Below are 14528 nucleotides of genomic sequence, written 5' to 3'. Positions count from 1 at the left end.
CCCGCGCGCGACCGCCCGTGGTGACCCTCCGTACCCGTGTCGTACGGTGCTCATGACAGCGGCGGCGGTCCGCCGGGACACGTACGGGGACGGGGCGGGGCAGGGTGAGCGGGGAGCACGCCGATCTGAGCGTCAGCCGGGAGGCGGTGCGCCAGATCGAGGACGGACTGAACGCGGCCGTCGGCGAGTTGAGGTCGTCGGGCGCCTCGGCCACGGAGTCCGTCATGGGCTCCGGCTTCGAGGGCCTGTCCCTGACGAAGAAGGAGGCCGGGCACGGCGGCCTGGCCGACGACTTCGAGGACTTCTGCGACACCTGGGAGTGGGGCGTACGCGGCCTCGTCCGCGACGCGAACACCCTCGCGGCCGCCCTCGGCCTGTCCGCCGGGATGCTCCACGCGGAGGACCGCTACTGGCAGGGCACGTTCAAGTACGCGGCCAACTCCGTGAACTCCACCGCCGACCCGGGCCTCTCCCAGGAAGAGGCCGCCGAACGCGGCTGGGGCGACGTGCTCCGCCCGCAGGGCCCCGACCTCAGCCCGGAGTCCATGGCCGAGGCGCAGCGGGAGACCGACGAGATGTGGGCGAACCCGGACGGTACGCAGAAGTCGTTCCGGCCCGGCGGTGACGGCGGATGAGCTGGGGGCCGGTCGACGACTGGGTCGACAAGGGCAAGGAGTTCGCCGGGGAGGTCATCGACGAGGGCGGCGAACTCGCCGCCGACGGCCTGGAGGGCGTGGGCTGGCAGGACGGCGCCGACGCCGTACGCCACGCGAAGAACGCGGCGGCCAACCGGCTCGGCGCCGACGTCGCGGAACTGTCCCTCGGCCAGACCGACGACCCGAAGGAACTCGTCTTCGGCAGCGCGGGCAAGCTCCGCTCCACCGGCCGACACCTGGCCGACTTCCAACGGGCCTTCGACAAGGTCGGCAACGGCCTGAAGGGCCTCGACCCCGGCCACTGGAAGGGCGAGGCGGCCGAGGCGTTCCGAGACCGGCTGGACCCGGAACCGAAGAAGTGGTTCGAGGCGGCCGACGCGTGCGAGAAGGCCGCCGAGGCGCTGGAGGACTTCGCCGGAACGGTCGACTGGGCGCAGGGCCGCGCCCGCGAGGCCCTCGCGAAGTGGAAGGCCGCCGCGACCGCGTCCGAGGACGCCGAGAAGGCCCACCACGCGAAGGTCGACACGTACAACTCCGCCGCTGACGCGTACAACGCCGCCGTACGCGCGGGGGACGAGCCGGGGACCCGCCCGAAGCCGCCGGGGGAGTTCCGCGACCCCGGGCCGAAGCTGCGCGAGGAGGCCCAGGAGATCCTCGCCGCCGCTCGCGGGCAGCGCGACGAGGCGGCGGAACGGGCCCGTTCCGCGGTCCGCGCCGCGAAGAGCGCGGCACCGGCGAAACCCTCGGCGGCCCGGCGGTTCGCCAGCGACGCGGAGATCAACGCGCTGGACGTCACCCACCTCGCGGGCGGCGCGATCAAGGGCTCCGCGGGGGTGCTCGCGTTCGCGCGGAGCGTCAACCCGATGGACCCGCACAACCTCATGAACCCCGCCGACTACGTGACGAACCTCAACTCCGCCGCCAACGGCATGTACCAGATGGCCCGCGACCCGCAGGGCACCGCGGAGAACATGGCCAAGGCGTTCCAGGGCGACCCGGCGGACTTCCTCGGCCAGCTGGCGCCCGAGCTGGTCGGTACGAAGGGCGCCGGACTGCTCAAGACCGGCTCCCGCGCGGGCCGACTCGGCCTGAGGAAGCACCCCGACGGGCCGGACGGGAGCGGACGCGCCCCGGAGTCCGTGTCGAACGGCCCCTCGGACCCCGTGGACATGGCGACCGGCCGGATGTACCTGCCGCAGACGGACGTGACCCTGCCCGGCGCGCTGCCGCTGGTGTTCGTACGGCGGGTCGAGTCCGGCTACGCGGCGGGCCGTTCCTTCGGCCCGTCCTGGTCCAGCACGGCCGACCAGCGGCTGGAGGTGGACGCCGAGGGCGTCGTGTTCGTCACCGAGGACGGCCGCCTGCTGGCGTACCCCCACCCGGCGCCCGGCGTGCCCGTCCTGCCCTCCGCCGGAGCGCGCTGGCCCCTGGACCGCACCCCGGACGGCGGCTACACGGTCACCGACCACGACGCGGGCCTCGTACGCCACTTCGGGCCGCCGGGGGACGGGCGCGACGGCGTCGCACCGCTGGAGGAGATCAGCGACCGCAACGGGCACACGATCACCTTCGAGTACGACGCGGACGGCACCCCGTCGGCCCTCGTCCACAGCGGCGGCTACCGCCTGGACCTCGCCGTGACGGACGGCCGGATCACCGCCCTCTCCCTCGACGGCCGCGAACTGGTCCGCTACGGCTACACCGGCGCCGACCTCACCTCCGTCACCGGCTCCTCGGGACTGCCGCTGCGGTTCGCGTACGACGACGAGCACCGCGTCATCTCCTGGACCGACACCAACGACCGCCGCTACGACTACGTCTACGACCACCGCGACCGCTGCGTCGCCGAGGGCGGCACCGACGGGCACGTGCAGCTGCGCCTCGCCTACGACGACACCGACCCGGAGACCGGCCACCGCGTCACCACGGTCACCACCTCGCGCGGCCACGTCTACCGCTACGTGGTCAACGACCGCTGCCAGATCGTGGCCGAGACCGACCCGCTGGGCGCCGTCACCCGCACCGAGTGGGACCCGTACCACCGCGTCCTGTCCCGCACCGACCCGCTCGGCCGCACCGTCCGCCTCGGCTACGACGGGCCCGGCACCCGTCCCGTCACCCTGACCCGCCCCGACGGCCGCGCCACCAGCGCCACGTACAACGACCTGCGGCTCCCCGTCACCACCACCGCCGCGGACGGCACGACGTGGCGGTACACGTACGACGACCGCGGCAACCGCACCTCCGCCACCGACCCGCTGGGCCACCGCACGGCGTACGCGTACGACCCCCGCGGCCACCTCACGGCCGTCACCGACGCGCTGGGCGGCACCACCCGCGTACGGTGCGACGCGGCCGGACTCCCCGTCGAGATCACCGACCCGCTCGGTGCCGTCACCACGTACGAGCGGGACGCGTTCGGCCGACCCGTCGCCCTGGTCGACCCGCTGGGCGCCGTCACCCGGCTGGAGTGGTCGGTCGAGGGGCGGCTGCTGTCCCGTACGGAGCCGGACGGGGCGCGGCAGCGCTGGACGTACGACGGCGAGGGCAACCGCACCGCGCACGTGGACGCGAACGGCGGCGTCAGCACGTACGAGTACACGCACTTCGACCTGCTGACGGCGCAGACCGGGCCGGACGGGGTGCGGTACGAGTTCGCGCACGACAGCGAGCTGCGGCTCACCCGCGTCACCGACCCGCAGGGTCTGGTGTGGAGTTACGCGTACGACCCGGCGGGGCGGCTCACCTCGGAGACGGACTTCGACGGGCGCACCCTCACGTACGCCTACGACGCGGCGGGCCAACTGGCCACCCGTACCGGCCCGTCGGGCGACACGGTCGCCTACACCCACGACGAACTCGGCCGGATCGTACGGAAAGAGGCGGACGGCGACGTCACCACGTTCGCGTACGACGCGGCGGGGCGGCTCCTCGAAGCCACCGGGCCGGGCACCCAACTGGTCTGGCAGCGCGACAAGTTGGGCCGGGCCCGTACGGAGTTCGCCGACGGCCGCGTCCTCACCCACACCTACGACGCGCTGGGGCGCCGCACCCGCCGGGTGACGCCGTCCGGCGCGGTCTCCACGTTCACGTACGACCTGGCGGGCAACCGCACCTCCGTCACCGCCTCCGGGCACACCCTGGACTTCACCCACGACGCGGCGGGACGCGAGACCGGCCGCCGCATGGGCGACACCCTCACCCAGACCCAACTCTGGGACCCGGCGGGCCGGTTGACCGACGTGACCGTACTGGGGCCCGGCTCCCGGCCGGTCCGGCACCGCAGCTACGCCTACCGCGCGGACGGCAACCTCACCTCCGTGACGGACGACCCCTCCGGCGCCCGCCACTTCGACCTGGACGCCACCGGACGCGTCACCGGCGTACGGGCGGAGGGCTGGACGGAGACGTACGCGTACGACGACGCGGGCAACCAGACGCACGCCGACTGGCCCGGCGGCCACGCCCTGCCGGAGGCGCGCGGCACCCGCACGTACACCGGCACCCGCGTCGAGACGGCCGGACGCGTCCGCTACGAACACGACGCGGCGGGCCGCGTCACCCTCCGCCGGCGGACCCGCCTCTCCCGGAAGCCGGACACGTGGCACTACACGTGGAACGCCGACGACCGCCTCACCGGGGTGACCACACCGGACGGGACGGCCTGGCGGTACACGTACGACGTGCTGGGCCGTCGTACGTCGAAAGCGCGGCTCGGGGCGGACGGGGAGACCGTCGAACGGGTGGACTTCACCTGGGACGGGCCGGTGCTCATCGAACAGACGACGACCGCCCCGGACCTACCCCACCCGGTGACGCTCACCTGGGACCACGACGGGTTCACGCCGCTGACGCAGACCGAGCGGCTGACGGACGCGGCGACGCAAGCGGAGATCGACGCGCGCTTCTTCGCGATCGTCACCGACCTCGTCGGCACCCCGACGGAACTCGTCGACGAGCGCGGCGGCATCGCCTGGCGGACCCGTAGCACGCTGTGGGGGCACACGACGTGGAACGCGGACGCGACGGCGTACACGCCGCTCCGCTTCCCGGGCCAGTACCACGACCCCGAAACGGGCCTGCACTACAACCTCCACCGCCACTACGACCCCACGACGGCCCGCTACACCACCCCGGACCCCCTGGGCCTCACCCCGTCCCCGAACCCGACGACGTACGTCCCGAACCCCCACACGTGGACGGACCCCCTGGGGCTGGCGCCGGGGTGTGGTGATGTACCAACACACAAACATCTGGCAAGCCGGAGTGAAGCATTTCGAGAGGCTAAACGGGATCTCGGAATTCCGAGTACGCAACATCCTGATGAGGTTACTAGGGTAGCTATGTCCGACAAGTTTGGAACGCGTATCGTTGATGAACGTGGTATACCAATTGTGTCCCGCGAATATGTATTCACGCGAGCTGATGGTGGTAAGGTGATAATTCAGGATCATTCCGCAGGTCACCAGTTCGGCGAAGGTGGTGTAGGTGACCAAGGGCGTCATTTCAATGTTCGCCCCTACGATAACCCGCGGACAGGTAAACTCCCTGGTACTTCCCAGCACTACGAATACTAGGAACCACCATCATGGACTGGACCACCGCTCTTATTGATGCGACAGCTATTCACGCAATCTACGGAGACAGCACACCTCAACTCCAGGCTGTTTCGATGCATGAGGTCTTCCTTAAGAGAGATGGGCCGCAGCTTACGTTGCGCATGGACCTTGCCGAGTATCCGTCTCCTCCTCCGCGTAAGTGGGCTGCTCAGGGCTTCGATACAGTGCAAATCCAAATCGATCTATTTGGATTGCAGTCTGTGCGCTTGGAGAATTTCTCCACGACGATCATCGGTGACCTGATAATCACTCGTGAAGGGGGCGCGATCTCGACGCGATTCGATTCCCGTCAAATGAAACTTCAGGCTGTTTCTGATTTTGCTATTCTCGCAAAAATTTCAGCTTATGCAACCGAATGAAGTACGATTTTGGCCGTGCATTTTGACGAAGAGTTGGGCCTGGAGGCTGCGAGATGAGCATCCGCGAGTTCAGCAGCAGGGCTACGCTCGAATGTGCTGTATCCAGCTGATATCAGTGTTTGAATCGAGGGTGTCGAGAAGTGCAGGTATTCTCGGCCGGATTTCTGTGGGTATGCAGGTGAGTGCATTGTGGAAATGTTTGACACCGTAAAGCTGCTCACGCATCCACGGCAATGTACAGCGGACAGTCGAAGCCCCCCGTTACGAGATGCCGCAGGTTGTTCCGGTGGCATGGCCCTGTAGTCGCGCAGCACGCTGGGGAAATGCGAACCCTTCGGACGTGCACGGAACCCGTTCCGCTGCCCGTGTACGTGGATGCTTCTAACTGCAATCCCAATGCGGCCAATGATACGCATATCCCGTGGCCCAGCCAGCACACTCTTCCCTATTGAGGAACAAAAAGCTCCAGATGACTATTTCGGCGGAGCGGTCGATGGATATCATTCGCGGCATCGCTACTTCAGACGCGAGACAGAGGGAGTCTTCTGCTGACGAGATCACCGACATCGTGCCGTCACTCTCGCGGGCGGACGTAAATACCATTGCGGGGGTGGTGACTGCCGCAGCGGTAGTCGAGTCGAACTTTGCCGCCCTGGAGTCGGAGTTGAATGCGCTCCTGGCGCTCTGCGCAAGCGGATTTCTCGATATTGAGTTCCTGGAAAATTTGAACACAATCGACAGGGATTCGACGCCTGGAAGCCTTCTGGTATATATTAATGACCTTCTGGAGTGAGAGATCAGCAGGCCAGTAATATAGCGCGACCGAATGACCTGTGTGACATGAGACGGCACATTACGCGAGGGCTCGGTTTTCGGTCCCTGGGTATTTTCCGGGTATGCGAGTGGTTCACTGCGACGGTTATCGGCTACGACCGGCGTGTACGTTACTACCGTCACGGTCCGCATGTGGGAGGGAAACGCCTTTGACAGGCTACGGAGACTTTTCCCCCTACGTGTACCTCCTTGAATCCATCCCTGACGCAGTGTGCGCTGTCAACGTGGGCTGGCTGGAGCCGGGTTGGGTGTTTCCTCGTGGTGATGCCGAGACCACCTTCGTCGATGCTCTGGGGGTGCTCTGCCGCGACGAGTCTCGTGCGAGGAGCAGAGGCTGGCATGCATGTCGGCTGGGACGCGGGTGCGAACAGCTCGGCCACCCGCTTCTGGCGCAGGTGAACGGCACTGAAGTCGCCCTGGGCGCCGCCGAGGTGAGAGTCGTGTCCGAGGACGGCAGATGGTTGATCGCACCCGATCTCGTGCACCACTACGTCACGGCTCACCGATACCAGCCGCCGAGTGTCTTCATGGAAGCGGTGCTCGCCCGGCGCGTGGTTCCCCCGCAAGGCCCCTCGCCTCCCTCATCCCGACGCCTTGGCGCGTGACGGGCGGAAACCACCGGGTTCAGTCGCGCCAGCGCATGCCGTGCCGGTGCCGCAGGCGGTGGATCTCCCACCACGCCAGTGCCGTCACCGACACCGGGCCGCAGAACGGGATACAGGACGCGAGTGCCTCCGGGCCCGGTGGCGGGCCGGCCGTGATGCGGCAGACGAGGGCGAACACCCAGACCGCGCCGGAGGTTGCCAGTGCCGGGAGTGCCGCGTGCATGGCGGAGAGGTTGAAGCCGTTGCGCAGTGCCGGCCCGGAGGCGAAGCACAGGAAGTAGACGATCCACCAGAACGGTGACCAGTAGGCCAGCGCCAGCACGTACACCACAGGCAGGGTTGTCTCGGTGACGCTGTGCGGCATCAGCACGTCCATGCCGGTGAACGCCGCCCCGAACAGCAGCGGCAGCAGTGCCCAGGCGCCCACGTACTTGAGGATCGACAGACCGGCGCTTCTGAAGTGCGCCCGCATGAGCAGCCGCCTCCCGGGCCGGGCCGCCCCGTACAGCACAGCCGCCACCAGCACCGCACTCGCCAGTGCCAACCAAGGGGCGAGATACAGCCGTTGCATCAGCTGCCGCCAGGCATCCGAGGCACCGCCGTACGCAGCCAGCAGGGCCCCTGACATGGCGAGGGCGACCCACGCCCGCACCCGTTGCACCCTCAGCACCGTGTGGTCCTCGATGCGTCCCACCGGACGGGTCGGGAAGACGCGGCGGGCGATCCGGCGGGCCGAACGGGCCACCTGGTAGGCGATCACCAGCACTCCCGTGAGCCACCACAGGCACGGCACCAGCAGTACCAGTACGGAGCGGTGTCCGTGGTCCCGCAGCAACTCACGCAGTGGCGGCCACTCGTCCTCACTCAGCGTTTGCCGCAACGACCGGGAGGGCCGCGGTCCGTTGCCCGGATCTCCGGGCGGGCGAGGAGGATGGGGCGGAAGCGGGGGAAGGGGTGGGGTGTGCGGCGGGCGTAAGTGACTGCCCATTTCCAGTTCCCTTCACCGTGTGTGCACAAGAGACGTGGCTCGCCCGCCCGATGGTTCCGACGCAGCCTTGGCCGTCCCTGCGCGCCAGGCACGAACCAGCCAGCCCTGTAGCGGAGTTGCTTGACGGCGGTGTCGGGACGTATCGAAAGCGCCGGTGGGAAGCGGGGCAGGGGAAGCGGTTGGATCCCGTCGCCGTGCGCGGGGAGGATGATCGGCGGGAACCGTCACTCGTGTTGGTGCGGCCGGTTCTCTGTCGGTGGGCGGCTGGGTGCGGCGCGTACGGTGTCGGCGCCCGTGGCAGGTGGCTGGAAGAAGTCGGATCAGCGAGGAAAGGGCTGGTGCCTGGGATGGCTACCCCCGCTGCCTCAAGGAGCGATCGATTCTCGATCGAGGCTCTGGAGAATGAAGAGGCGTGCGCTCGTGAAGCGCGAGCAAGAATCACGGTCGGAGGATTCAGTGAGACGTTTACGATGGACTTGAGTCTTTGGTGCGTTGCTGATTACCGACGGCATTGGCGTAGGGCCCTTCGGCGATTGGGAGGTCCTGGTGAATCGGCTGTCTCGTGTCTCATCTCTTCGGTTGCTGAGCCGGAGTCCGGTAATTTCGTGTTCTGCTGGCCGCTGTACCGTGAGGGAGATCTCGTGGTCGTCCAAAACTCCGTGATCTTTCTCGACGAGCTGGACCCCGTGTTCGACCCGGACCGCCCGTGGCTTTCCCTCGGGCCTCGCGAATCTGTGGATGAGGATGGCAACAAGATCTCAGAGTGGTTCACCGGGATGAGCCAGATCGACAGGTTCATTGATCTGGCGGAAACGGGAGAGTGACGGCCGCCATGACGAAGTCACTACTGAGAGAAGAAAAACTACTCTGAGCGCACGCGTCCCGGCGGGGTCGCCAGGACTCGGTTCGCACAGGAAAGGAGCCCTTGGTGTTTGCTGTGGAGTTTGACGACAGTCTGAGCGTGGAGGCGCTTTTGCGCGCGGCCGTCGTCTTCAAGTTCAGTAAGGGAAGTGAAGCGGATATCTACGTGGGGAGCCCTCGGTACGCCGCCGCGTTGAGGGCCATGCTCGAAGCCGTTGTCGCTGGTCGGATGGCGGCGTCCGATCCGGAGTCTGCGGAAGGGTGGAGGAAGGCTTACCGGCTCTCCGCGCACCGGGAGCGTTGGCAGATGGTCGCTGCTTACGTGCAACGACACCCCGATTGGGGTTTCATGTCCGAGGAGGAGGCGGCTGGGTGGGTCTCCGTGGTTGCCTCTCCGTACTGGCTCTCGGAGAGTGAAACGAGACGCATGGCTGGACTTGGCGAGGCGTCGTAGGAGGCTTCGTCGAGCCGCTTGAAACAGCCCCGCGGTGCTGGCCTGTCCCGGGTTTCCGCGACCTCTCCGGTGTTCGCGTCGCGATACTCGGGTGCGTCCCGCTGCCGGCTCTCGTTACGTTGTGTTCGGCGCCTCAACGCGCCGTGAGTGCCACCCCCTTGGAGACTTCTGTGCACAGACAGGTGCGGGCCGATTTCGACGGCGAGAGCGTCGTCGTGTACCAGGCGTACCCGCCCGCGATAGCCGATGCCGCGCTCGCCGCGGGCACCTTCGTGGCGCCGTTCAAGCGGGAGCGGATGACGTGGATCAAGCCGTCGTTCCTCTGGATGATGTACCGCTGCGGCTGGGCCGGGAAGGAGGGCCAGGAGCGGGTGCTCGCCGTACGGATCCGGCGGAGCGGGTTCGAGTGGGCCCTGCGGCACGCGAGCCTCAGCCACTACGACAGCGCGGTGCACGACGACCACGGGTCGTGGCGCGAGCAGAAGGACGCCAGCCCGGTGCGGGTGCAGTGGGACCCCGAACGGTCGCTGCGGCTGGAGCCGCGGACGGAACGGTCGATCCAGATCGGGCTGTCCGGTGTCGCCGTGCAGCGCTACGTGGACGAGTGGATCACCGATCTGCGCGACGTCACCGCCCTCGCCCATCGCGTCCACGGGCACGTACGGAACGGGGACCTCGACGCGGCCCGCGCCCAACTCCCCTCCGAGAGCGTCTATCCGCTCCCCGGGGACATCGGCGCGAGGCTCGGCGCGACGTATTGACCCGGTACGCCTCCGGGGCGTGGCGCCGGGCGCGGGGCTGAGCGGACGGGTCTCGCTGGACGTACGTCCGCGCGCGACCCGGCCGGTCGGCCGCCGACGGACCCGTTACGCTGGAACCTCACGCCCATGTCAGGGAAGCGGACGCGTACGTGGGCCCGGTGGACGGCATGCGGAGGTCCAGGTGCGGATCGGGGAGTTGGCGAGGCGTACGGGGGCCAGTGTCCGTTCGTTGCGCTACTACGAGGAGCAGGGGCTGCTCACCAGCTCCCGCAGCGCCAGCGGTCAGCGCCGCTTCACCCCCGACCAGGTCGAACGGGTCGCCTGCATACGGCAGTTGTACGCCGCCGGGCTGTCCAGCCGCACCATCTACGACCTGATGCCCTGCTCCGAGTCGCCCAGCCCCGAGAACTCCGACCGCGCGTTGGAGCGCATGGAGCGGGAGCGCGAGCGGCTGACCGCGAGCATCGCGGAGCTGGCCCGCGCCCGGGACGCCCTCGACGGGCTGATGGTCCTCAACCGCACCGACCGCGCCGGTCTCGTGGACGCCGCGCCCCGCTGAACGCCCGCCCGAACACCCGCTGAAGCCCACCGCCCCGCGCGCGAGTACGTACGTGTGCGGAGGCGGTGAAGTCGCGCGCACTCCCTTCCGCAAGTTTCTGCAAGCTATTACGTTCTCCAGCGTCCCGGTCCGGCCGGTCGGAGGTCCCCTCGGGAGGGCTTCATGCGCCCGGCCGGTCGGACCGGCGCCAACCCGCCCCGCAGAGGCGGCACATGCCGCCCGGTACCGGTGCCCGGCATGCCCGCCCCGGCACGCCGCGCCCGTACGCCCCGGGTCCCCGTGCCAAGGAGAGCGCCCGTGAACCACCGAGCAACCGCCGTACGCGGCGCCCTCGCCACCGCCCTCGCGGGCGCGCTCCTCGCGTCCCTCGCGAGCGCCCCCGCGCCCGCCGGGACCCCGGCGCCCGCCAACGCACCGGCCGGAACCGTCCCGTCCGAGACCGCCGCCGCCCCCGAACCGGAGGCCGCCGCCCAGTGGATCGACCGCCGCACCGTCGCCTGGGACGTCCCCGCCCCCTCCGGCACCCGCACCCGCCTCGACTACGGCGGCCCCGACGGCCCGCACCTCCGCCTCACGCCCGCGCCCGGCGGCCTCACCGACGCGCAGCGCGCCCGGTACCCCCACCTCAAGGACCACGCCGCCTTCACCGTCCACCCCGGTGACCTCGCCCGCGTCCCCGCCGCCGTACGCGGTCGGCTCGTCGTGACGCAGCGCGCCGCCGACGGCGCCGTACGGAAGTCCACCGGCGTGCAGGTGCCCGGCGTGCTCGACGACCTGTACGGCACCCGCGCCGCCGACGCCGCCCTCGGCCCGGTGTTCGCGCCCGACGGCCGCCCCACGCTCGCGGTGTGGGCGCCGACCGCCCACCGGGTCGCGCTGGAGCTGGAGGACGCGGACGCGGACGCCGGGAAGGCCGGGGCGGCGCCGGAGACCGTACGGATGCGGCGCGACGACGCGACGGGCGTGTGGCGGGTACGGGGTGAGCGCGCGTGGCGCGGCAAGGCGTACCGCTTCCGGGTGGAGGTGTGGGCGCCGTCGCTGCGGAGGATGGTCACGAACCGCGTCACCGACCCGTACGCGACGGCGCTCACCGTCGACTCGCGCCGCGGCCTCGTGACGGATCTGTCCGACTCCCGTCTGGCGCCCCGGGGTTGGGACCGGCTGCGGAAGCCCGCGGCGACGCCGTTGCGGGACGCGCGTATCCAGGAACTGCACGTACGGGACTTCTCGGTGGCCGACGCGACGTCCCACCATCCCGGCCGCTACGCGGCGTTCACCGAGCGAGGTTCCGACGGCATGCGGAAGCTGCGCGAGTTGGCGCGCGCGGGGACGTCGTACGTGCATCTGCTGCCGACGTTCGACATCGCGAGCATCCCCGAGCGCGCACGTGACCAGGCGCGGCCCGGCTGCGACCTCGGCGCGTCGCCCGCGGACTCGGCGGCGCAGCAGGAGTGTGTGGGCGCCGTACGGGACCAGGACGCGTACAACTGGGGCTACGACCCGCTGCACTACACCGTGCCGGAGGGCTCGTACGCGAGCGACCCGGACGGGCCGGGCCGCACCCGTGAGTACCGGGAGATGGTGCGGGGGCTGAACGGGGCCGGGCTGCGCGTCGTCCAGGACGTCGTCTACAACCACACCGTCGCCGCCGGTCAGGACCCGCGCTCGGTGCTGGACCGGATCGTGCCCGGCTACTACCACCGGCTGCTGGAGGACGGCAGCGTGGCGACGTCCACGTGCTGCGCCAACACCGCGCCCGAACACGCCATGATGGGCAAGCTGGTGGTGGACTCGGTGGTGACGTGGGCCCGCGAGTACAAGATCGACGGCTTCCGCTTCGACCTGATGGGCCACCACCCGAAGGCCAACATCCAGGCCGTGCGCGCCGCCCTGGACCGGCTGACGCCCGAGCGGGACGGCGTCGACGGGAAACGCGTCGTGCTGTACGGCGAGGGCTGGGACTTCGGGGAGGTGGCGGGCGACGCGCGGTTCCCGCAGGCCACGCAGGCGAACATGGCCGGTACGGGCGTCGCGACGTTCTCCGACCGGGCGCGCGACGCGGTGCGCGGCGGCGGCCCGTTCGACGAGGACCCGCGCGTCCAGGGCTTCGCGAGCGGACTGTGGACGGACCCCAACTCCTCGGCGGCGAAAGGCAGTCGGGCGGAGCAGCGCGCGCGGCTGCTGCACTACCAGGACCTGATCGCCGTCGGACTCACCGGCAGCCTCGCGGACTTCACGTTCACCGACTCCGGGGGCAGGCGCGTACGCGGCGCCGACGTCGACTACAACGGCGCGCCCGCGGGCTACACGGCCGCACCCGAGGAGGCCGTCGCGTACGCCGACGCGCACGACAACGAGACGCTGTACGACGCCCTCGCCTACAAGCTGCCCGTCGGCACCTCCGCCGCCGACCGCGCCCGTATGCAGGTCCTGGCGCTGGGTACGGCCGTACTGTCGCAGGGGCCCGCGCTCAGCCAGGCGGGCAGCGAGCGGCTGCGGTCGAAGTCGCTGGACCGCAACTCGTTCGACTCCGGCGACTGGTTCAACGCCCTGCACTGGGACTGCCGTTCGGGCAACGGCTTCGGCCGAGGGCTGCCGCCCGCCTGGGACAACGAGGACAAGTGGCCTTACGCGCGGCCCCTGTTGACGACTCCCGCGCTCACGCCGTCCTGCACGGAGATCGACGGCGCGTCCGCCGCCTACCGCGACCTGTTGCGCATCCGCGCCACGGAGGACGCGTTCTCGCTGGACAGCGCGGCCGAGGTGCAACGGAAGGTGTCGTTCCCGGTGTCCGGCGGCCCCGCGCAGACGCCGGGGGTCGTGGTGCTGCGGGCGGGTGACCTGCTGGTCGTCTTCAACGCGACGCCGGACCGGCACACGCAGCGGGTCCCCGGGACGGCCGGGACGCCGTACGCGCTGCACCCGGTGCAGGCGGGCGGCGCGGACCGGACGGTCAAGTCGGCGTCGTACGACGTCGGTGCGGGGGAGTTCGCGGTGCCGGGGCGCACGGTCGCGGTGTTCAGGGCGCGGTAGGCGCGGCGGCGGTCGCCGCCTCCTCCGGTGTGCCGGGCGGTCTGCCGGGCGGCGCGTCCCGCGGTACGAGGAGGGGACCGCCGTTCGCCGGGAGGAGGCCCAGCAGCGTCGTCACCAGGTGGCCGATGAGCCCGTCGGCGGGTTCGTTCGCGATGATGCGTCGTATGACCTCGGCCGTCTCCTCGTCGTCGGCGGCCGTCACCGCCGCCAGCGCGAGGAAGCCGTGCACGAGCTGCACCTCCAGGTCGGCGCGCGGCATCGTACGGCCGTCGAGCCAGGTCAGCGCGGTCGTCTCGGCGAGGCCGACCCAGGAGCGCACGACCAGCGCGAGCCGGGGGCCGGGCGCGTCGATCCGCAGGTGCGCGAGGACCTGCTCGTACGCGGCCTGCCGTACGTCGTCGACCACCGCGTTGGCCTGCTTCGAGCCGACGGTCGCGCCGCCGCGCAGCAGGGCGGAGAAGCCGGGGCCGTGGTCGGCGACGAAGTCGAAGTAGCGGCTCATGACGCGCAGCAGCCGGACGCTCAACGGGCCGGTGTGCGGCTCGCGGAGGCGGGCGGTCAGCTCGTCGGCGGCGCGGCGGACGGCGGCCTCGTACAGGCTGTGCTTGCCGGGGAAGTAGTGGTAGACGAGCGGCCGGGAGATTCCGGCGGCGGACGCGATGTCGTCGATGGAGACCTCGTCGGGGGAGCGGACGCTGAAGAGTTCCAGCGCCACGGCGATCAGCTGCTCCCGCCGTTCCTCGACGCCCATTCTGCGGCGTACACCGGGGGTCGTGGTGGTCGTCATAACGCAACCTTA

11 protein-coding genes are annotated in these 14528 nt (G+C 69.9%); 9 read left to right on the top strand and 2 right to left on the bottom strand.

Features of this window, described 5'->3' with window-relative positions; translation table 11 throughout:
• Positions 1–104 precede the first annotated feature (104 nt).
• The 4 genes from D7M15_RS28390 to D7M15_RS05895 all read left to right on the top strand — a co-directional run bounded on the left by D7M15_RS28390 (position 105) and on the right by D7M15_RS05895 (position 6427).
• Positions 105–635, top strand: a complete 531-nt coding sequence (locus D7M15_RS28390; protein WP_165906207.1) for a hypothetical protein — start codon at positions 105–107, stop codon at positions 633–635.
• On the top strand, positions 632–5233 hold the full coding sequence (locus D7M15_RS05905) for a putative T7SS-secreted protein (RefSeq protein ID WP_121516527.1): 4602 nt from the start codon (positions 632–634) through the stop codon (positions 5231–5233). The genes D7M15_RS28390 and D7M15_RS05905 overlap by 4 nt, the downstream gene beginning before the upstream one ends.
• Before the next feature lie 11 nt (positions 5234–5244).
• A complete protein-coding gene (locus D7M15_RS05900) occupies positions 5245–5634 on the top strand; it encodes an Imm50 family immunity protein (RefSeq protein WP_121516526.1) in 390 nt (129 codons plus the stop codon).
• Between the two features lie 421 nt (positions 5635–6055).
• Positions 6056–6427 carry a hypothetical protein gene (locus D7M15_RS05895; RefSeq protein WP_127201712.1) on the top strand — a complete coding sequence of 124 codons (372 nt, stop codon included), beginning with the start codon at positions 6056–6058 and terminating at the stop codon, positions 6425–6427.
• A gap of 665 nt (positions 6428–7092) precedes the next feature.
• Here the strand turns inward: D7M15_RS05895 and D7M15_RS05885 are convergent.
• Positions 7093–7908 (bottom strand): hypothetical protein, encoded by an 816-nt coding sequence (locus D7M15_RS05885; protein WP_240649148.1) that lies wholly within the window; start codon positions 7906–7908, stop codon positions 7093–7095.
• A gap of 203 nt (positions 7909–8111) precedes the next feature.
• On the opposite strand from D7M15_RS05885, the gene D7M15_RS29500 reads away from it, so the two are divergent.
• From D7M15_RS29500 to pulA, 5 genes are all read left to right on the top strand, one after another.
• Entirely contained in the window at positions 8112–8885 is a 774-nt protein-coding gene (locus D7M15_RS29500) for a hypothetical protein (RefSeq protein WP_346428786.1), read from the top strand.
• A gap of 104 nt (positions 8886–8989) precedes the next feature.
• A complete protein-coding gene (locus D7M15_RS05875) occupies positions 8990–9376 on the top strand; it encodes a hypothetical protein (protein ID WP_121516522.1) in 387 nt (128 codons plus the stop codon).
• A 170-nt stretch (positions 9377–9546) separates the two neighbouring features.
• A complete protein-coding gene (locus D7M15_RS05870) occupies positions 9547–10137 on the top strand; it encodes a DUF4291 domain-containing protein (RefSeq protein WP_240649147.1) in 591 nt (196 codons plus the stop codon).
• Positions 10138–10318: 181 nt separating this feature from the next.
• On the top strand, positions 10319–10696 hold the full coding sequence (locus D7M15_RS05865; RefSeq protein ID WP_121516520.1) for a MerR family transcriptional regulator: 378 nt from the start codon (positions 10319–10321) through the stop codon (positions 10694–10696).
• Between the two features lie 297 nt (positions 10697–10993).
• A complete protein-coding gene (gene pulA, locus D7M15_RS05860) occupies positions 10994–13729 on the top strand; it encodes a pullulanase-type alpha-1,6-glucosidase (protein WP_240649146.1) in 2736 nt (911 codons plus the stop codon).
• On the opposite strand, the gene D7M15_RS05855 is transcribed toward pulA, so the two are convergent.
• Positions 13716–14480 (bottom strand): TetR/AcrR family transcriptional regulator, encoded by a 765-nt coding sequence (locus tag D7M15_RS05855; RefSeq protein ID WP_121516518.1) that lies wholly within the window; start codon positions 14478–14480, stop codon positions 13716–13718. The genes pulA and D7M15_RS05855 overlap by 14 nt on opposite strands.
• Between the last annotated feature and the right edge of the window lie 48 nt (positions 14481–14528).

Source organism: Streptomyces sp. Z26 (assembly GCF_003665095.1).
GTDB lineage: Bacteria > Actinomycetota > Actinomycetes > Streptomycetales > Streptomycetaceae > Streptomyces > Streptomyces phytohabitans.
This window is presented reverse-complemented; position numbering and strand designations above follow the sequence as displayed.

Coding starts and splice junctions, on each gene's coding strand:
- D7M15_RS05905 (WP_121516527.1), top strand. CDS start 632: ATGAGCTGGGGGCCGGTCGACGACTGGGTCGACAAGGGCAAGGAGTTC.
- D7M15_RS29500 (WP_346428786.1), top strand. CDS start 8,112: ATGGTTCCGACGCAGCCTTGGCCGTCCCTGCGCGCCAGGCACGAACCA.
- D7M15_RS05900 (WP_121516526.1), top strand. CDS start 5,245: ATGGACTGGACCACCGCTCTTATTGATGCGACAGCTATTCACGCAATC.
- D7M15_RS05855 (WP_121516518.1), bottom strand. CDS start 14,480: ATGGGCGTCGAGGAACGGCGGGAGCAGCTGATCGCCGTGGCGCTGGAA.